At 72.3% G+C, this 18,525-nt stretch carries 16 protein-coding genes; 11 read left to right on the top strand and 5 right to left on the bottom strand.

Annotation, left to right across the window (positions count from 1 at the left end; genetic code table 11):
* Nucleotides 1-88: 88 nt before the first annotated feature.
* A complete protein-coding gene (locus JOD57_RS25820; RefSeq protein ID WP_204693934.1) occupies nt 89-430 on the bottom strand; it encodes a cupin domain-containing protein in 342 nt (113 codons plus the stop codon).
* A 408-nt stretch (nt 431-838) separates the two neighbouring features.
* Between JOD57_RS25820 and catA (JOD57_RS21815) the strand changes: the two genes are divergently transcribed.
* The 6 genes from catA (JOD57_RS21815) (at nt 839) to JOD57_RS21790 (ending at nt 5,589) form a co-directional block, all read left to right on the top strand.
* On the top strand, nt 839-1,708 hold the full coding sequence (catA, locus tag JOD57_RS21815; RefSeq protein ID WP_204693933.1) for a catechol 1,2-dioxygenase: 870 nt from the start codon (nt 839-841) through the stop codon (nt 1,706-1,708).
* A gap of 184 nt (nt 1,709-1,892) precedes the next feature.
* On the top strand, nt 1,893-2,180 hold the full coding sequence (gene catC / locus JOD57_RS21810; RefSeq protein ID WP_204693932.1) for a muconolactone Delta-isomerase: 288 nt from the start codon (nt 1,893-1,895) through the stop codon (nt 2,178-2,180).
* On the top strand, nt 2,177-2,593 hold the full coding sequence (locus JOD57_RS21805) for a nuclear transport factor 2 family protein (protein ID WP_204693931.1): 417 nt from the start codon (nt 2,177-2,179) through the stop codon (nt 2,591-2,593). The genes catC (JOD57_RS21810) and JOD57_RS21805 overlap by 4 nt, the downstream gene beginning before the upstream one ends.
* Nucleotides 2,590-3,354 (top strand): 3-oxoadipate enol-lactonase, encoded by a 765-nt coding sequence (pcaD, locus tag JOD57_RS21800; RefSeq protein WP_204693930.1) that lies wholly within the window; start codon nt 2,590-2,592, stop codon nt 3,352-3,354. The genes JOD57_RS21805 and pcaD overlap by 4 nt, the downstream gene beginning before the upstream one ends.
* A 12-nt stretch (nt 3,355-3,366) precedes the next feature.
* Complete coding sequence (locus JOD57_RS21795) at nt 3,367-4,188, top strand: CoA transferase subunit A (RefSeq protein ID WP_204693929.1); 822 nt, start codon at nt 3,367-3,369, stop codon at nt 4,186-4,188.
* A 186-nt stretch (nt 4,189-4,374) separates the two neighbouring features.
* Complete coding sequence (locus JOD57_RS21790; RefSeq protein ID WP_204693928.1) at nt 4,375-5,589, top strand: acetyl-CoA C-acetyltransferase; 1,215 nt, start codon at nt 4,375-4,377, stop codon at nt 5,587-5,589.
* Nucleotides 5,590-5,688: 99 nt separating this feature from the next.
* Here JOD57_RS21790 and JOD57_RS21785 read toward each other — a convergent pair whose 3' ends face one another.
* The 4 genes from JOD57_RS21785 to benA all read right to left on the bottom strand — a co-directional run bounded on the left by JOD57_RS21785 (nt 5,689) and on the right by benA (nt 13,246).
* Nucleotides 5,689-8,421: a helix-turn-helix transcriptional regulator gene (locus JOD57_RS21785; protein ID WP_204693927.1), complete on the bottom strand. Its 2,733-nt coding sequence runs from the start codon at nt 8,419-8,421 to the stop codon at nt 5,689-5,691.
* Between the two features lie 61 nt (nt 8,422-8,482).
* The gene (gene benC / locus JOD57_RS21780; protein WP_307824856.1) at nt 8,483-11,242 is read right to left on the bottom strand and encodes a benzoate 1,2-dioxygenase electron transfer component BenC; all 2,760 of its coding nucleotides are present in this window, start codon (nt 11,240-11,242) and stop codon (nt 8,483-8,485) included.
* Between the two features lie 74 nt (nt 11,243-11,316).
* Nucleotides 11,317-11,865 carry a benzoate 1,2-dioxygenase small subunit gene (gene benB, locus JOD57_RS21775; RefSeq protein WP_204693925.1) on the bottom strand — a complete coding sequence of 183 codons (549 nt, stop codon included), beginning with the start codon at nt 11,863-11,865 and terminating at the stop codon, nt 11,317-11,319.
* Between the two features lie 4 nt (nt 11,866-11,869).
* Nucleotides 11,870-13,246 (bottom strand): benzoate 1,2-dioxygenase large subunit, encoded by a 1,377-nt coding sequence (benA, locus tag JOD57_RS21770; protein ID WP_204693924.1) that lies wholly within the window; start codon nt 13,244-13,246, stop codon nt 11,870-11,872.
* A 243-nt stretch (nt 13,247-13,489) separates the two neighbouring features.
* Here benA and JOD57_RS21765 point away from each other — a divergent pair, with 243 nt between their 5' ends.
* The 5 genes from JOD57_RS21765 to JOD57_RS21745 all read left to right on the top strand — a co-directional run bounded on the left by JOD57_RS21765 (nt 13,490) and on the right by JOD57_RS21745 (nt 18,407).
* Complete coding sequence (locus JOD57_RS21765; protein ID WP_204693923.1) at nt 13,490-14,434, top strand: LysR substrate-binding domain-containing protein; 945 nt, start codon at nt 13,490-13,492, stop codon at nt 14,432-14,434.
* The gene (locus JOD57_RS21760; protein ID WP_204693922.1) at nt 14,431-15,534 is read left to right on the top strand and encodes a mandelate racemase/muconate lactonizing enzyme family protein; all 1,104 of its coding nucleotides are present in this window, start codon (nt 14,431-14,433) and stop codon (nt 15,532-15,534) included. The genes JOD57_RS21765 and JOD57_RS21760 overlap by 4 nt, the downstream gene beginning before the upstream one ends.
* A gap of 143 nt (nt 15,535-15,677) precedes the next feature.
* The gene (gene catA, locus JOD57_RS21755; RefSeq protein ID WP_204693921.1) at nt 15,678-16,529 is read left to right on the top strand and encodes a catechol 1,2-dioxygenase; all 852 of its coding nucleotides are present in this window, start codon (nt 15,678-15,680) and stop codon (nt 16,527-16,529) included.
* Nucleotides 16,526-16,846 carry a muconolactone Delta-isomerase gene (gene catC, locus JOD57_RS21750; protein ID WP_204693920.1) on the top strand — a complete coding sequence of 107 codons (321 nt, stop codon included), beginning with the start codon at nt 16,526-16,528 and terminating at the stop codon, nt 16,844-16,846. Before catA (JOD57_RS21755) ends, catC (JOD57_RS21750) begins: the two co-directional genes overlap by 4 nt.
* A gap of 160 nt (nt 16,847-17,006) precedes the next feature.
* Nucleotides 17,007-18,407, top strand: a complete 1,401-nt coding sequence (locus tag JOD57_RS21745) for an MFS transporter (protein WP_204693919.1) — start codon at nt 17,007-17,009, stop codon at nt 18,405-18,407.
* Nucleotides 18,408-18,525 lie beyond the last annotated feature (118 nt).

Raw genomic sequence — 18,525 nt, 5'->3', positions numbered from 1 at the left:
ACCGCGGGCCCCGCAGGTGGCCCGGGTCACACCTCAGCGCCGGATGCGGGTGGGCATCGAGCGGTCGTCGGGGCGACGTGGCGGTGGGTCACTCCTGGTCGGGGAACTCGGGCGGGGCGAACACCACCATGAGGTGGAGGTCCTCCCTGATGTCGACGAAGCGGTGGTCCTCGCCGTGGTCGACCGAGACCACGCTGCCGGGACCCACCGCGACATCGTGATCGCGGACCCGCAACGTCCCCCGCCCGCGCAGGACGAGGTACATCTCGTCGGCGGCGTGCGGGTGCTGCCGGTCCTCGGCGCCGACCGGGAGCCGGTACAGCCCGACGGACATGCCCCGTCGCCGCAGGAACTCGAGGTACGGCTGGTCGGACTCGCTCACCTTCCGCTCGAGGTCCTCGAGCTGGAAGACCTGGAAGAACGCGGTCACCACTCCTCCTCTTCTCGGGTGAGGGGACACCCCACCCGAGGTCACAGGGTCCACGAGGGATCAGCGGACACGGGCCCGGACCCGAACCGCTGTCACGGCCGTGTCCGTGGGGCTCGGTCCTGGCTGGTCCGCCCGATCCTGTGACCTGGGTCACTGCAGCGTAGAGGTGTCGCCACGTCTCCGCGTCCCCATCCGTGGCCTGGACGGAGGTCGCGCACAATGGCCGCGCATTCAGACGTGACGACCGGCCCGGAGCAGCTACCGGCCTGGCCGAGAGCCGAATGCGACCTCGATGGCTGGACGGCCACCCACCGCGGGGGCCACGATGGCACGACTCCACTCCGGAATCGCAGGCCCGGCCCAGGACGCGCGGTCGGAGTACCGCGCTGACATCCGAGGAGCACAGCCATGACCGACACCCAGCAGACCCCCACTGCGGCCGGTTCGGGCGCCAGCGCAACCGAGTCGTTCCTGACCAACGAGATGTACGAGGCTGCCCGCCAGGTGCCCCCGGAGCGGGTCGACGCGGTCGTCCGCGCGGTACTGGACGGCGTGCACTCGGCCATCCGGGAGCACAAGGTCACCTATCCGGAGTTCCAGGCCGCCAAGGCCTGGCTCATCCAGGTGGGCGAGGGCGGCGAGTGGCCGCTGTTCCTCGACGTCTTCGTCGAGCACGTCGTCGAGGAGGTGCAGTCCGAGACCCAGCAGGGCACCAAGGGCACCATCCTCGGTCCCTATTACCTGCCCGGTCAGCAACGGCTCAGCTCCCCGGCCACCCTGCCCACGCGCGAGGACGAGAAGGGCACCCCGCTGGTCTTCGCCGGCCAGGTCCGCGATCACGACGGCAACCCCGTCGGTGGCGCGGAGATCGACATGTGGCAGGCCGACGCCGACGGCTACTACTCCGGCTTCGCCCCACACGTGCCCGAGGGCAACCTGCGCGGCCTGGTCGTCGCCGACGACGACGGCCGGTTCGAGATCCGCACCATCCAGCCCGCGCCGTACCAGATCCCCACCGACGGACCCACCGGCAAGCTGATCGAGACCGCCGGCTGGCACCCCTGGCGCCCGGCCCACCTGCACCTGATCGTCAGCGCTCCGGGCCACCGGGCCATCACCACCCAGCTGTACTTCCGCGGCGGCGAGTGGCTCGACAGCGATGTCGCCTCCGCGGTCAAGCCCGAGCTCATCCTGGATCCGCAGGACCAGGGCGACGGCACCGGACGCGTCGAGTACGACTTCGAACTGCAGCGCAACGAGGCCGCCCAGGCCGCCTGACCGCCGAGCCCGGGCCGGACAGCGGCACCCCGCGCCCGGCCCGGGGCGCCCCGAGTGGAGGGAGTCGACCGTGGCGGACCCGGCGATCGATCGCGTCAACGGCTCCCTGCGCCCACTCCCACGGCCCAGGGTCCGGCGTGGAGCTCGATCCGGCCGTCGTCGCCAGGTCCAGGAGGAACTGAGCATGCTCTTCCACGTCCGCATGGACGTCGCGGTTCCCCGCGACCTCGACCCAGACGAGCGCACCCGGCTGGTCACCACCGAGAAGGCCCGGGCGCTGGAGCTGCAGCGCAGCGGCACGTGGGTGCACCTGTGGCGGGTGGTCGGCCAGTACAGCAACATCAGCGTCTTCGACGTCGACTCCAGCGACGAGCTCCACGAGATCCTCTGGAACCTCCCGCTGTTCCCGTTCATGTCGATCGCGGTGACCCCGCTGACCGAACACCCCTCGGCGCTGTCAGCCAACCCGTGAGCCCGCTCGAGGAACGGCTGCGGCGGCTGGAGGACGCCGCGGCGATCCGGACCCTCGACGCCACTTGCTGCCGCCTGCTCGACGACGTCGACTGGCCGGCGCTGGTCGCGCTGGTCACCGAGGACGGCGTCTTCGACGGGCTCAGCCGGGTGCGCGGGCACCGGGACCTGCTCATGTTCTCCGGCGGCCTGGCAGACGCCGGGATGAGCGTCTTCTGGCACCACGACGGCATCGCCCACGTGGCCTCCGGCCGGTATGCCGACGAGCTGACCCACGCCGGCGAGGGCTGGCGCTACCGGGTCGAGCAAGTCCGGTTCTCCTACCGGGCCCCCCTGGCCGAGGGGTTGGACCGGCACCGGTTCGCCCTCGAGTCCGCCCGCTCCGCCGCCGTCGCACGGAGGACGCCCGCATGACCGCACGCCTGTCGGCCGTCGGCGACGGTCCGGACGACGCCCCGGTGCTCGTGCTGGGCCCGTCGCTGGGCACCGACACCGGCCTGTTCGACCCCCAGGTCGCCGAGTTCGCCCGCACCCACCGGGTGGTCCGCTACGACCTGCGGGGGCACGGCGGCTCGGAGGTCGTGCCCGGGCCGTGCACCATCGCCGACCTCGCCGGTGACCTGCTGGCGCTGCTGGACTCGTGGAGGGTGGAGCGGTTCTCCTACGCAGGCGTCTCCATCGGCGGCGCCATCGGCCAGCAACTCGCGCTCACGGTCCCCGGCCGGCTGGAGAAGCTGGCGATCATCGCCTCCGCGGCGCAGTTCGCCGATCCGCCGTCGTGGGCGGTGCGGGCCGCGCAGGTGCGGGAGCAGGGCACCGAGATCCTCGTGTCCTCGCGCACCGGCACCTGGTTCACCGCCGAGTGGGCCGAGGAGGAACCGGCCGCAGCCGAGCGGCTGCTGGACATGCTGCGGGCCACCCCCGCGGAGGGCTACGCCGCCTGCTGCGAGGCGATCGGCGCCTTCGACGTCCGCGACCGGCTCCGCGGCATCACCGCCCCGACGCTGGTCGTCGCCGGCGCCGAGGATCCCGCGACTCCCGTCGACATGGTCCGGCTGGTCGCCGACGGCATTCCGGACAGCGAGTTCGTCGTCGTCCCCGGAGCCGCCCACCTGCCCAACGCCACCCACTCCGGAGCGGTGAACGCCGCGCTGCGGGACCACGTCGGCGACTGAAGGAGGCCGTCCATGGACAAGGTCGTTGCCGGGGCCAGGGAGGCCGTCGCCGACATCCCCGACGGCGCCGTGCTGGCCGTGGGCGGGTTCGGGTTGTGCGGTGTGCCGTTCGGGCTGATCGACGCGCTGCTGGAGCAGGGCACGCGGAACCTCACCACGATCTCCAACAACTGTGGCGTGGAGGACCAGGCGCTCGGGGTGCTGCTGTACGCCGGCCGGATCCGCAAGACGATCAGCTCCTTCGTCGGCGGCAGCAAGGAGGTCGCCCGGCTGTACCTGTCCGGGGAGCTGGAGGTGGAGCTCACCCCGCAGGGCACGCTGGCCGAGCGCCTGCGCTGCGGGGGTGTCGGCATCCCGGCCTTCTACACCCCCACCGGCGGCGGCACGCTCGTCGCCGACGGCGGCATCCCGTTCCGGTACGACGCCCAGGGCAACGTCGTGGCCACCAGCGAGCCGAAGGAGGTGCGGGTCTTCGACGGCCACCAGTACGTGCTGGAGACGGCGTTGACCGCCGACTTCGGCCTGGTCCGGGCCGCCACCGGTGACCGGCACGGCAACCTGTGGTTCCACGAGTCGGCCTGCAACTTCAACCCGCTGGTCGGCATGGCCGGACGGATCACCATCGCCGAGGTCGAGGAGCTCGTCGAACCAGGCCGGATCCGGCCCGAGGACGTGCACCTGCCCGGCGTCTTCGTCGACCGGGTCGTCGTCGTCGGCCCCGAGGGCAAGAGAATCGAGAAGCGCACCACCCGGTCGCGCACCGAGCCATCCGCCGCGCCGCCGGCCGCCGCCGGTGAGGAGGCCACCACCGCTCCCGAGGGAGGCGACGCCTGATGGCTCGGACCCGTGACCGGTTCGCCGCCTCCGTGACCCTCCCGGCAGGGAGCGCCCCCGCGCGTGGGCATGCCGCGGACCGGCTGTCCCGGCTCGGTGCTCCCGGGCCCTCGGCACGCCGGTGAGCTGCGCCGTCTCTGCCGCACGCGGGTCAACCGCTGACCGACGATCGACCAGGAGGAAGCCGTGCGCACTGCGGTCATCTGCGAGCCCCTGCGGACCCCCGTGGGGGGCTTCGGCGGATCCCTCCGGGACGTCCCGGTGCAGGAGCTCGCCGCCACCGTCATCCGGGCGCTGATGGAGCGCACCGGCCTGCCACCGGAGTCGGTGGACGACGTCCTGCTCGGCCACTGCTACCCGACGATGGACGCCCCGGCGCTGGGCCGGGTCGCCGCACTCGACGCCGGCCTGCCGGTCACCGCCTCGGGCATCCAGCTCGACCGCCGCTGCGGCTCCGGCCTGCAGGCGGTCGCCTATGCGGCGATGCAGGTGTCCTCCGGCACCTCGGACGTCGTGCTGGCCGGCGGGGCCGAATCGATGAGCAATGCGCCGTTCTACTCCACCGCCATGCGCTGGGGCGTCAAGGCCGGTCCGGGGGTGCTGCTGGCCGACGGCCTGGCCCGCGGCCGGGTCACCGCCGGCGGCCAGCACCACCCCGTGCCCGGCGGCATGCTCGAGACGGCGGAGAACCTGCGCCGCGACTACCGCATCTCGCGCGAGGAGCAGGACGAGTACGCCGTCCGCAGCCACCAGCGCGCCGCGGCCGCCACCGAGGAGGGCCGCTTCGCCGACGAGATCGTGCCGGTGACCGTCAAGGGCCGGAAGGGCGACACCGTCGTCGACCGCGACGAGCACATCCGGCCCGACTCCTCGGTCGAGACGCTGGCGAAGCTACGGCCGATCATGGGTCGCGACGACCCGGAGGCCACCGTCACCGCCGGTAACGCCAGCGGGCAGAACGACGGCGCCGCCGTCTGCGTCGTCACCCACCCCGACAAGGCCGACGAGCTGGGGCTGCGGCCGCTGGCGACGCTGGTGTCCTGGGGCGTGGGCGGCGTCCCGCCGAAGACGATGGGCATCGGCCCGGTACCCGCCACGGCCAAGGCGCTCGACCTGGCCGGCGTGGCCCTCAAGGACGTCGACCTCATCGAGCTCAACGAGGCCTTCGCCTCGCAGGTGCTGGCGGTGACTCGGGAGTGGGGGCTCACGCCGGGCGACTTCGACCGGATGAACGTCAACGGCTCGGGCATCTCGCTGGGGCACCCGGTGGGCGCCACCGGCGGGCGCATCCTGGCCACGCTCACCCGTGAGATGGCCCGCCGCGACGCCCGCTACGGGCTGGAGACGATGTGTATCGGCGGCGGCCAGGGCCTCGCCGCCCTCTTCGAGCGGGTCGGGTGAGAGCGGCCGCGGCGCTCCACCCGGGCCCGCGGCGGGACCCGACGACCCCGCGCCACTACCGCCGGATACCACCGAGACCTCTGGACAGCGGCCCCGTCCTCAGGCCACGGGATGGCGTGGGAAGCGCGCGGCGAGCTCGGAACGGGACCGCACCCCGAGCTTGGTGTAGACGCGCGTGAGGTGGAACTGGACGGTCTTGACCGACAGCAGCATCGACGCAGCCACCTCCTTGTTGGTCAGGCCCGTCGCCACGAGTCCGGCGACGGTCCGCTCCTGCTCGGTGAGGCCCTGCGCATCGGCCTCGGTTCCTCGCGGTGCGGGGCGACCGGTCTTGAGCTCCCGATCGCAGCGCTCCACGTAGACCTGCGCGCCCAGCGCAGCGAAGGACTGGCGTGCCGTGGTGAGCAGCGCGGCGGCGCCCCGGCGCCGGCCGGCACGACGGAGGGTGATGCCGTGGGCGAAGTCCACGCGGGCCCGGTCGTACGGCAGCGGCAGTCCCCCCAGTTGGGCTCGCGCCTCCTCGAAGGCCGCCTCCGCGCGGACGAGGTCACCGCGTCCGGCCAGCAGCCGGCCCCGGACGTAACCGAGCCGGGCGCTCGCGGAGCGGTGCCCCCGCAGGTGCACCGTCGCCTCGAGCGGGGAGAGGAACTCCTCGGCCTCGGAGAGCCGGTCGGTCACGACGAGGGCGTTGGCGTAGACGTCGTGCCAGGGCCAGAAGCCGGGTTCGTCGAGCCCGCCCCGCGGCGTCCGGGTGGCCAGTGCGGCGAGGTGACGGACGACCGCTGGATAGTCCGACACCGCCTCGGCGACGTGTGCCCGTGCGAGGAGGGCGGGCACGGTCATGATCGTGTAGTCCTGCGCCCCTGCCCCGCCCAGTTGTAGGTGCCGCTCCGCGGCCTCCGGCTCACCGCGGAGGGCCCGGATCTGCGCGCCGGTCCAGTGGATGAGGGGCCGCAACAGCTCCAGCCCCGTGGTGCCGAGCAGGACCTCGCCCTGGCCGACCGCGTCCAGCGCCCCGGCCCAGTCCCCCAGCGCGAAGCGGGTGCGGGCCAGCCACACCAGAGCCCACAGCGAGATGCGGTTGGAGCCGGCCTGCCGGGCGGTGGGGACAGCGAACTCCAGCTCCCGTCGGGCCGCCTCGGGATCGTCCTGGGCCAGGTACAGCCAGCCCAGGCCCATGCGCGCCCGCTGGTGCTGGGGTCCGGACGGGTTCTCGGCCACCGCCTGCCGGTAGGCGGTGAACGCCGCGGCGACGTGGCCGCGGGCGGCGTGGCCGAGGCCCACGATCGCGCGTGACTCCACCGCGGCGGGCGAGCCGGGCTCGGCGTGCTCGACCGCTCGGCCGGCCCACCGGACCAGCGCCTCGCCGTCCCAGTCGGCCAGGGCGTGCAACACCTCCCGCTGGCACACCACCGCGGCGGCGCGCCGGTCCGAGCCCCGACGGCGCCAGGCGGTGTCGAGGTGGGTGGCGGCCTCGGCCCGGCGGCCACGCTGGATGGCGACGTAGGCCAGGACCGCGTCCCGGCGAGGGCCGGCGGGCAGCGCCTCCACCTCGGGGAGGGCGTCGACGGCCTGGGCGATCAGACCGGCCCCGGCGAGCGCGTCGACAGCCCGGATGAGGCGGTCCTCCCGGTCGGCCCGGGTGGGGCTGATCCGGCTGGCGTCGACGAGCGCACCGGCGACGACCGCCCACGCCCCCTCGTCGGCCTTGCGCGACGCCAGCTCCACCAGTTCGTCGGCGAGGTGGGCGTCCGGGAGGGGGGCCGCCTCGACCCGGTGGCGGAGCCGCTCGGTGTCGTCGGTGACCACGGCGGCCGCTCGCAGGTGCAGGTCGTGCCGTGCCCGCGGCGAGAGGGTCGCGTGGACGGCGCCGCGGATGAACCGCTCCGGAAAGACCAGCCCGTCCAGTCCGTGGCCGTCGGCGGTCGCCAGGAGCCCGGCGGCACAGGCCTCGTCGAGAGCGGCGATCGGGTCGGTGAGCCGGGCCAGGGCCGCGGCGTCGGCGAGCACGGGGTTCCGGCCGAGCACGGCCGCCGCCTGAACGAGCGCCTGGGCCTCCGGGGAGCAGCGCTCGAGCGCCTGCTGGACGCGGCGCTGGATGCTGGCCGGCGCGGGCAGCCGGGTCTGCCAGTCCGACCAGCGGACCGGTCGGGTGTCGCGGAGCATCTCCAGGAGGTGCCCGGGGATGCCGGCGGTGTGCTCGCAGAGTCGGCGGGCGACGGGCGTCGGGAGGTCGACCGCCGCCACCCGCGCGGCGAGCAGCCGGGTCTCGGCCGGCCCGAGCCGCGACACGGGGACAGAGACGGCCGCGAGCCGGTCGAGGACGGCGCCGGCCTCGGGGTCGCTGGTGTCCGGCCACCCGGTGGTCCGGACGAGCAGCAGGACGACCGGGTCCTCGTGGATGCGCGCGACCGCGGAGGCGATCGCCTGCAGCGAGACGGGGTCCGCGCAGTCGGCGTCGTCGACGACGACCAGCAGCGGCTCCTGCCCGGCCCGGGCCTCCCACCGTCGGGCGAGCGCGATGCCGAGGTCGACCGGGTCGTTGCCGGCCGGCCCCGGCGAGGTGTCCTCGGGGTCGTCGTCGAGCAGCCGTCGGGCGAGCTCACCGGCCCGGCGGCTCTCCCACGGGAGCCCGGCGACCGTGGTCGTCGCCAGCCCGGGGTGCCGGCGGAGGAACCGGCGCAGGAGGGTCGTCTTGCCGATCCCGGCCGGGCCCTCGACGAGGGCCACCACCGGCCCGCCGGCGGAGGCCCGGCCGAGCAGGGCCTCGAGCCGCGCCGTCTCGGTGGTCAGCCCGACGACGTGGAGGTCCTCGTCGTCGGGCTGGCTCATCCCGACACCGTAGGCCCGACAAGCCGGGCGCTCCGCCGTTCCCAGCCGCCCGTCCAGCGACTCAGCCGAGGTCGCCACCGGCCACGGGCAGGACCGTCCCGGTGATGTAGGAGGCCTCCTCCGATGCCAGGAAGGTGATGGCTGCGGCCTGCTCGTCTAGGGTTCCGTACCGCTTCATCAGCGAGGACTCGACTGTCTGGTCGACGATCGTCCGGTACCAGGACTGCTCCTGCTCCGTCTCCGGCGCGGGCCCGCGCGGGGTGCGGCGCGGCGGGGCGTCGGTCCCGCCGGGGGCGGTGGCGACGACGCGCACGCCGTGGGGGGCCATCTCCAGGGCCAGCGCGGTGGTGATGGCGTTGACCCCGCCCTTGGCGGTGGCGTACGGGAGGCGGTTGACCCCCCGGGTGGCCACCGACGAGACGTTGACGATGGTGCCCTGCCCCCGCTGGACCATGTGCGGCACGACCGCGCGGCAGCACCACATCGTGGGCCACAGGGACCGGTTGATCTCGGCCTGGATCTGGTCGGGCGGGTAGTGCTCGAACGGCTTGGCCCAGATCGTGCCTCCGACGGTGTGGATGGCGACGTCGATGCGACCGAACCGTCGCAGCGCGGCGTCGACCACCGACTTCGCGCCCTCCCAGGTCTCCAGGTCGGCGACGACGGGGAGTGCCTCACTCCCGGGTTGCCCCAGCTCCCCGGCCAGGTCGCGCACCAGCTCGGCCCGGTCGGCCAGTACCAGGGTCCCGCCCTCGGCGCTGATCCGCCGGGCCGTGCGCTCGCCGATCCCCTGCCCGGCACCGGTGATCAGGACGACCTGGCCGGCGAACCGGCCCGGCGTGACGAACCGGGGACGACGGCCCGCGGCCAGGTCGTGCATGGCCCGGCGGGTGGTCTCCTTCGACCGTTCCGCGTGCTCGGTGACGAGGACCCGTGCCCGCTCGCGGTCGCCGTCCCGGAACGCCTCGACGATGTCGAGGTGGTCCTGCGCGCACCGGGGGTGGCACCAGGTGGCCGAGCGCAGGGACTCCTCCATGTGCCCCTTGACACCGAGCGCCTGGTAGGCGCGCAGCAGGTGCTCGTTCCCGGTGAGGGTGAACAGGTAGTCGTGGAAGGCGGCGTTGGTCTCGGTGTACGCCGCCGCGTCGACGAACCGGTCACCCTCGACGTAGGGCACGGTGGCCTCGGCCAGTATCCGGTAGCCGACGAGCTGCTGGTGCGTCAGGCGACCGATGGTCAGCTCGAGCGCGCCCAGCTCCAGCGCCCGGCGGGCGTCGAAGATGGCGTCGGACTCGTGCACCGACGGGTGCTCCTCACCGATCTCGTACCCGTCGCCCGTGATCGAGTAGCCGTCGGCGGTCAACGCCGGCTCGATCGCCGCGTCCGACTGATCCGCCTCCGGCTGAGCGGCCGACGCCTCGGGCACCGGCGCGGTGAGCTGCTCCAGCGCCACCTCGGGCAGCATCTCCTGGCCGGCAACGGCGCGGGCACCGACGGCGAGCACGAGGTCGTCGGCGTCGTCCACGGGGAGGACGTCTCCGGTGGGAAACGGTTCCCCCACCTGCTGCCCCGCCAACCGCCACAGCTCCGCCGGCAACTCGGCACGCGGCCCGGGCCCGTCGGCGCCGAGCGGGGACAGCTCGACCGGCGGGAACAGGGCCTGCCCGGCCGACGTCCGGCCCTCCCGGCCGCCGAGGGCCAGCAGCTCGGCGACGGTGTCCGGGACGACGACCGGCACCGGCGGCGGCTCGAGAGCGACCTCCTCGGACTCCGGCACGACCGCCCCGGGCTCGGGCTCGGCGACCTCCTCGGCGGCCTCGGTCGGGACCGCGGCCAGGGCGAACTTCTCGTAGTAGAAGCCCGAGGGGGCCACTCCCAGCCCGGCGACGTGCCCGCGGACGGCCTCCACCATCGCCGGCGGACCGCAGAGGTACACCGCGGCGTCGCCGTCGTGCAGGTGCTCCGGCCCGTAGAGCCCGGTGACGTAGCCCTGGTTGGGCGCCGTCGTCGCCGGGTCGGCGACGCAGTAGTCCCAGGTGAGCCCCTCGATGGCGCCGGCCAGCTGCTCGATGGCCTCCATCTCGACCAGGTCGTCATCGGTCGTGACCCCGTAGACCAGGTGCATCTGCCGGTCGCTGCGGTTGCCCTCCAGCGTCCGCAGGATGGACAGGACCGGCGCCAGGCCGGTCCCGCCCGCCAGGAGCAGCAACGGGGCGTCGGACTCGCGCAGGAAGAAGCTGCCGTGCGGACCGGTGAAGGTGATTTCGTCACCGACCCCCGCCCGCTCCTCCAGGTAGGTCGACATGACGCCGCCGGGCGTCAGCTTGAGCAGGAAGGTCAGCTCCTCGTCCTGCGGAGCGCTGCTGAAGGAGTACGACCGGGACTCCTCGGTGCCCGGGACGGCGATGTTGACGTACTGCCCGGGGAGGAACGCCAGGGAGTCCCGGTCGTCGATCTCGACCGTCAGCCCGACCGTCGTCGGGGACAGCCGGTCCAGTGCGGTGATCCGACCGTGGTGCGTGGCGGCGCTGGTCTTGGCCACCGCGGAGGTGGTCGCGATCTGCAGCACCATGTCCGAGCGCGGCTTCATGCTGCAGGTCAGCACGTACCCGCTCCCGGCCTCGTCGTCGGACAGCGCGTCCTCGAGGTAGCCGCCCATGTCGAACTCGCCCGACTCGCAGAACGCCTTGCAGGTGCCGCAGACGCCGTCACGGCAGTCCAGCGGGATGTTGATCCGCGACCGGTAGGACGCGTCGGCGACGGTCTGGTCGTCCCGGCAGGTGATGAAGCGGGTGACCCCGTCCTCGAACGCGAGTGCCACGCGGTGGTCCATGGAGATCTCCGTAGCTCGGAGGAACAGCGGCTTGGAGGAGAACAGACTGGTGGAGCCGCTGCTCAGAGGTGGTAGACGTCGACGACGTGGTGGATGTAGTCGTTCTTGAGCACCACGGTCTTGCGCCGGATGAGCGGCGCAGGCCCCGAGAAGTCGATCGTGTAGAACGACGTCCCGTAGTACGGGTCGATGGTCTTGTACCGGAAGTACATCGTGTGCCAGTTGAACCGGATGTCGACCAGGTCGCCGCGGCGCTCGATGACCTCCACGTTGGTGATGTTGTGGCTGGTGCGCGGCTCGGGCAGCGACGTCGCGCTGGAGCGCTCGGTGCGGATCCGGAAGACGCGGTCCTCCAGGCCCCCCTTGTTCGAGTAGTAGATGAGCGACATCTCGCGCTGCGGGTCCTCGGTGAGCCGGTCGTCGTCGGCCCACGACGGCATCCAGAAGACGACGTCGTCGGCGTAGCACTCCAGCCACTTCTCGAACTCGCGGTCGTCGAGGTAGCGGGCCTCGCGGTAGAGGAACTGCTCGATCGCGTTCTGGGTGATCAGCTTCCCGCTCGCGGGCGCCGCCTCGGCCGGGGTCTGCACGCGGTTCTGCGTCGTGGTCACGGGATCAGCCCTTCGAGGTCTCGGTGGACGCGCCGGCCTGCTTCTCGACGGCGGCGCGCATGGTCTGCAGCCAGTAGCCGTGCTGGATCGGGTACAGCCCCTCGTCCTCGTTGCGCTGCCCCGCGGAGATGACGCCGTCCATGCCGAGAGCCTTGGCGACCGGGTCTGGCCCGTTTAGCCAGTGCTCGGCACCGCGGCTCATGTCGTTCCACGGCGCGGCAGTCGCTCGGAAGGTGAGCTGGCAGGAGCGGAACTCCTCCAGGTCGTCCGGGGTGGCCATGCCCGAGGCGTTGAAGAAGTCCTCGTACTGGCGGATCCGGTGCGCACGGGCCTCGGCACTCTCGCCCTTGGGGGCGATGCAGTAGATGGTGACCTCGGTCTGCTCCGGCGAGATCGGCCGGAAGTGCCGGATCTGGGTGCTGAACTGGTCCATCAGGTAGACGTTCGGGTACAGGCACAGGTTGCGGGAGCCCTTGACCATGAACTCGCCCTTGGCCTCGCCGAACTGGGCCTTGAGCTCGTCCAGGCGGTCCCACAGCGGGCGGTCCTCCGGGTTGGCCGCCCAGGTCCACAGGCACAGGTGCCCGTTGGGGTAGGACCAGTAGCCGCCGCCGGACTTGCCCCAGCCGCCGGCGTCCAGCGCCTTCGTCGTGTTCTTCGACTCACCCGTGCTGCGCCGCGAAGTCGTGGCCGCGTAGTTCCAGTGGGTCGCGCTGACGTGGTAGCCGTCGGCGCCGTTCTCCGCCTGGACCTTCCAGTTGCCGTCGTAGGTGTAGGTCGAGGAGCCGCGCAGCACCTCCAACCCCTCCGGCGACTGGTCGACGAGCATGTCGATAACCATGGTGGTGTCACCGAGGTGCTCGGCCAGCGTGCTCACGTCCGGGTTGACGCTGCCGAAGAGGAACCCGCGGTAGCTGTCGAACCGCGCGACCTTGACCAGGTCGTGCGAGCCGTCGATGTTGAAGCTGGCCGGGTATCCAGCACCGTCGGGGTCCTTGACCTTGAGCAGCTTGCCGTCGTTGCGGAACGTCCAGCCGTGGAACGGGCAGGTCAACGTCATCCGGTTGTCCGTCTTGCGGCGGCACAACATCGCGCCCCGGTGCGCACAGGCGTTGATGAGGCAGTGCAGCTCGCCGCTCTTGTCGCGCGTGATGACGACCGGCTGGCGGCCGATGTAGGTGGTGAAGTAGTCCCCCGCGTTCGGGACCTGGCTCTCGTGCGCGAGGTAGACCCAGTTGCCCTCGAAGATGTGGGTCATCTCCAGCTCGAAGATCTCCTCGTCGGTGAAGATCCGACGGTTGGCCCGGTAGATGCCGGCCTGGGGGTCGTCGATGACGGCATCGGCGAGGACGTCGCTGAGCTGGGTGGAGTCGACTGTCATGGCGGACCTCCGGTCCAGTGGGCTTTGGTTCGTAACGCGCTGCACCCCACTGTGGGTGGCGCGGGTCACGTCCGCGTCAGAAATCTGCCTAGTCCTGACCAGGCACTAATTAAGACCCTGCGCGTCTGGAACCAGCGAGACTCAGTCTTTGTCCATACACGGCGGTGGTCCCTATGTTGGGCGTGTCACAGCAGGTGGGAGCGAGTCTCCACCTCGGCGCCGACATGAAGCAGGGGAGGGCACGTGGAGATCCGGCAGTTGCACTACTTCGTCACCGTGGCCCGAACCCGGCACTTCGGGCGGGCGGCCGAACGGCTGCACATGGCCCAGTCCCCGCTGTCCCAGGCCATCCGCCAGCTGGAGAATCAGCTCGGGGTTCCCCTGTTCACCCGGACGACACGACGGGTCGAGCTCACCCCCGCCGGCGAGGCCCTCCTGCAGGACGCCGAACGCATCCTCGACTCGATCGAGGCCGCGCGGACCCGGGTGCAGCTCGTCGGCGCCGGCAACGCCGGGCTGCTTCGCGTGGGGTCGACCGGGCTCGCGGCACTTCGCCAGCTGCCCCAACTGGCCCGGATCGCCGCCCGGGAGGTGCCCGGCCTGGTGCTGCGGTTCCAGCCCAATCTGCTCACCCCGGCGCAGGAGGCCGCGCTCGAGGAGGACCGGATCGACCTCGCCGTCCTCCGACCACCGCTGCGCAGCCCGGGGCTGTCGTCCCGGCTGATCACGCGGGAGCGCCTGCTCCTCGCCGTACCGCGCAGCCACCGTCTCGCCGGTGAGGAGCCGGTCGGGCTCGCCGAACTGCGGGACGAGGAGTTCGTCGTCTACGGCGTCCCCCACTCGGTCGTCGACACCGTCGTGACCCAGGCCTGCCTGAGCGCGGGCTTCCTGCCGCGGCGCACCCACCAGGCCGCCGAGACCTCGGTCATGCTCACGCTGGTCGCCGCCGGCCTCGGGGTGGCACTGCTCCCCGAGGCGGCCCGCGCTCTCCACGTGGAGGGCGTCCGACTCGTACCCGTCGCCGACGACGTGCACATCGACCTGGCCCTCGCCTGGCGCAGCGCCGACCCCTCGCCTGCCCTCGCCCGGCTGCTGGAGGCGCTGGAGGCCAACGGCTTCATCTCACCCCACGTGGGCTTCCCCGCCGTGTCCGCCCCGGATGCCGTCCCCCTCGGAGGAACCCGATGAAGATCACCCGGATCGAGGCGATCCCGTTCGCGATCCCGTACCGCAAGCCCCTGCGCTTCGCCAGCGGTGAGGTCACCGTCGCCGACCACGTGCTGGTCCGGGTGCACACCGACGACGGCGTGGTCGGCGTCGCCGAGGCTCCACCGCGGCCGTACACCTACGGCGAGACCCAGGAGTCCATCGTCGCGGTGGTCGACAAGCTGTTCGCGCCGGAGCTGCTGGGTCTGTCCCTCCTGGAACGGGAGGTCGTCCACGCCCGGATGGACCGGACCGTGGGGAACCCGGCCGCGAAAGCGGCGGTGGACATGGCGATCTGGGACGCGCTCGGCCGCACGCTGGGTGTGTCGGTCTCCCAGCTGCAGGGCGGGTTCACCGACCGCATGCGGGTCTCCCACATGGTCGGGTTCGCCCCCGACGCCGAGATGGTCGCCGAGACCGAGCGGGTGCGCGACACCTACGGCATCAGCGTGTTCAAGGTGAAAGTGGGGCGGCGCCCCGTCGAGCTCGACGTCGGCGCCTGCCGCGCCCTGCGGGAGGCCCTCGGCCCGGACGTCGAGCTTTACGTGGACGGCAACCGCGGGTGGACGCCATCGGAGGCGGCCCGTGCCCTCGACGCGATGGCCGACCTCGGCCTGACGCTGTCCGAGGAGCTCTGTCCAGCCGACGACGTGCTCGGCCGCCGCTGGCTCACGGCACGGACCACCGTGCCGACAGTCGCCGACGAGAGCGCCACCACGCCCGGCGAGGTGACCCGCGAGCTGCTGGACGGCGCGGCCACCATGATCAGCATCAAGACCGCCCGCACCGGTTTCAGCACCTCGCAGCGCATCCTGCACCAGTGCGAGGGCCTCGGCGCCGAGGTCGTCATGGGCAACCAGATCGACGGCCAGATCGGCACCGCCTGCACCGTCGCCTTCGGCGCCGCCCACCGGTCCTCGTCACAGCGTGCCGGTGAGCTCTCCAACTTCCTGGACATGAGCGACGACCTGCTCACCGAGCCGCTGGAGATCTCCGGCGGCGAGCTGGCCGTTCGTCCGGGACCCGGGATCGGCATCGAGATCGACCCCGACAAGCTCGCCCGCTACCGCCAGGACACGTGAGACAGGACCTCCCTCCCCCGCCAGAGAAGGACCCCGTCCTCTCCACCCTTCGCATGCTCAGGGTGGCACCCGAGACGGGGACCGCGGCGGGGCCCTGCATGGAAGCCGCCCCATCCGCACCGCACCGACACAGGAGGACCACCATGAGCGCACCCACTGCCCCGAGCCCGACCGCGGCCGGCTCCGGCCGCAACGCCACCGAGCGCTTCGCTCACAAGCAGCGCTCGACGGCGGAGGTCGACCACGCCCGCGTCTCTGCGATCGCCACCGACGCCATCACCGCCCTGCACGAGGTCATCCGCGAGCACGGGGTGACCTACGCGGAGTACGACGCCCTCAAGTCATGGCTGATCCGGGTCGGTGAGGACGGCGAGTGGCCGCTGTTCCTCGACGTGTGGATCGAGCACGTCGTCGAGGAGGTCGCCAACGCCGACCGTAAAGGCGCCGTCGGCACCATCGAGGGCCCGTACTACATCCCGGGTTCGCCGGAGTCCCGCAGCGAGGCCACCCTGCCGATGCGCGACGGCGAGAAGGGCACGCCGTTCGTGTTCCAGGGCACCGTCACGGACCTCGACGGCAACCCGGTCGAGGACGCGCGGGTCGAGCTGTGGCACGCCGACGACGACGGCTACTACTCGCAGTTCGCGCCGGGCATCCCGGAGTGGAACCTGCGCGGCACCGTCCGCACCGCGGCCAACGGCCGGTTCGCGTTCCACACGATCAAGCCCGCGCCGTACCAGATCCCGACCGACGGCTCCTGTGGCGCGCTGATCGCCGCGGCTGGCTGGCACGCCTGGCGCCCGGCACACCTGCACCTGAAGGTGTCCGCCCCCGGCAAGCAGCTGGTGACCACCCAGCTGTACTTCGAGGGCGGCGAGCACGTGCAGGACGACGTCGCCCAGGCCGTGAAGCCGGAGCTGGTCCTGCGCCCCACCCCGGCCGCCTCGGGAACGGGTGAGGAGGTCACCTACGACTTCGCCCTGGACCCCGCGTGACACAGCTCTACGCCGTCCGGATGGAAGTCGCGCTGCCGCCGGACATGGACCCGGCCGCACGCGACGACCTCCTCGCCCGGGAGAAGGCCTACTCCCAGCGCTGGCAGCGCTCGGGCCACTGGCCGCACATCTGGCGGTGTGTCGGCCAGTACGCCAACCTCAGCATCTTCGCCGTCGACAGCAACGAGCAACTGCACCAGATCCTGTGGGGCCTGCCGCTGTTCCCCTACATGAGCATCACGGTCACGCCGCTGGCCCCGCACCCGTCAGACATCGCCCAGGACCCGGCGCAGGACGGCACCGCGCAGGCCGACTGACCACCGCACGACCCGCACCACCGGACCGCCCGGCGTCCGACACTCCGCCCGGGCACCCTCCCCTCCCCCACCCGTGGCGACGTCGGTCGCCGGGTGCCCCCTGCCCTGCCACGGCCACCGCGCCGTCTTCGAGCCAGGGCCCGTCCCGAGGAGAACAGCAGTGGCATCAACCCCGCAGGACGGGGCCGTCCGCCAGGACGCGCTCCGCCGCAGATCGGTCACGTGGATCGTCTCGCTCGCCACGGTCGGCCTGGTCTTCGACGGCTACGACCTGGTTGTCTACGGCACCGTCGTCCCCCTCTTCCTGCGCGACCCCGGCCAGATCGGCGAGGTCACGCCCGCCCTGGCCGGGGCGCTGGGCAGCTACGCCCTCATCGGCGTCCTGGTCGGCGCCCTGCTGGCCGGCAGCGTCGCCGACATCATCGGCCGGCGGAAGGTCATGCTCACCGCCTACGCCTGGTTCTCCGTCGGCATGGCCCTCACCGCCCTCGCGACGACCACGACGGCGTTCGGCCTGCTCCGCTTCGTCACCGGCATCGGGGTCGGCGCGCTGGTCGCCACCACCGGCGCACTGGTCGCCGAGTTCGCACCCGCCGGCAAGAAGAACCTCGCCAACGCGATCACCTACTCGGGAGTGCCGCTCGGCAGCCTGCTCGCCGCGCTCACGGCGATCCTCCTGCTGGACGCCATCGGCTGGCGGGGCATGTTCCTCATCGGCGCCCTCCCGCTGGTGACCTTGCTCCCCCTCGCCTTCGTCAAGATGCCCGAGTCGCCGGCCTGGCTGGCCTCCCGCGGCCGGCTCGAGGAGGCCCGGGCGGTCGCCGCGCGGACCGGGGTGGCGTTCGCTGCGCCGGACGCGACCGGCGTGCCGGCCGCAAATCCGGCTCCCGCGGGCCGGGCGGGCTTCGCCGGCCTGGCGAGCCGGGTCTACCTGCTGCCAACGATCCTGCTGGGCCTGCTCAGCGCCACCGGCCTGCTGCTGGTCTATGCCCTCAACACCTGGTTGCCGGAGCTGATGGGCCGCGCAGGGTTCTCCACCAACGGGTCGCTGGCATTCCTGCTGGTGCTCAACGGCGGCGCAGTGCTGGGCGCCCTGGTCGCCTCCCGCTTCGCCGACCGGTACGGGCCGAAGCTCGTCGTCTCCGCGTCGTTCCTCCTCGGCGCGCTGGCGCTCGTGCTGCTCACCGTCAGCCTCCCGCTCGGCGTGCTGCTGGCCTTCGTCGCGGTCGTCGGCCTCGGCACCAGCGGTACACAGATCCTCATCTACGGCTTCGTCGCGACCTACTACCGCACCAACGTGCGCAGCGCGGGGGTGGCGTGGTGTGCGGGCTTCGGGCGCCTGGGCGGCATCGGCGGCCCGCTGGTCGGCGGCCTGCTCATCGCCTCCGGCCTCGCGCTCAACTCGATCTTCTACGTGCTGACCGCGCTCGCGGTCGTCGGCAGCCTGCTGACGCTGCTGGTGCCCAGGGCCGAGTCCCGCACTGCGTCGTCCCCTCGCAGCGAGGCATCGACGACACGCACCCCACCGACGAGTGACCGACTCGTGCCCACCATCGAGTGAGACCCGCACCGAGCGCTGGACGCAGATCAAGACGTCCAGGGGCTAGGTCCGGCCTCTGCAGCGGGAATGGGATCCCAGTACGAAATCCGTCTACAGCAAATCGCAATCGAAGGACTTC

This window comes from Geodermatophilus bullaregiensis (genome assembly GCF_016907675.1).
Classification (GTDB): Bacteria; Actinomycetota; Actinomycetes; order Mycobacteriales; family Geodermatophilaceae; genus Geodermatophilus; species Geodermatophilus bullaregiensis.
Note: the sequence above shows the minus strand (reverse complement) of the source record. Positions and strands in the feature narration are given on the sequence as shown.

Excerpts from the sequence above, each read along its gene's own strand:
- catA (WP_204693933.1), top strand. The coding sequence starts at position 839 with ATGACCGACACCCAGCAGACCCCCACTGCGGCCGGTTCGGGCGCCAGC.
- catC (WP_204693932.1), top strand. The coding sequence starts at position 1,893 with ATGCTCTTCCACGTCCGCATGGACGTCGCGGTTCCCCGCGACCTCGAC.
- pcaD (WP_204693930.1), top strand. The coding sequence starts at position 2,590 with ATGACCGCACGCCTGTCGGCCGTCGGCGACGGTCCGGACGACGCCCCG.
- JOD57_RS21795 (WP_204693929.1), top strand. The coding sequence starts at position 3,367 with ATGGACAAGGTCGTTGCCGGGGCCAGGGAGGCCGTCGCCGACATCCCC.
- JOD57_RS21785 (WP_204693927.1), bottom strand. The coding sequence starts at position 8,421 with ATGAGCCAGCCCGACGACGAGGACCTCCACGTCGTCGGGCTGACCACC.
- benA (WP_204693924.1), bottom strand. The coding sequence starts at position 13,246 with ATGACAGTCGACTCCACCCAGCTCAGCGACGTCCTCGCCGATGCCGTC.
- JOD57_RS21760 (WP_204693922.1), top strand. The coding sequence starts at position 14,431 with ATGAAGATCACCCGGATCGAGGCGATCCCGTTCGCGATCCCGTACCGC.
- catA (WP_204693921.1), top strand. The coding sequence starts at position 15,678 with ATGAGCGCACCCACTGCCCCGAGCCCGACCGCGGCCGGCTCCGGCCGC.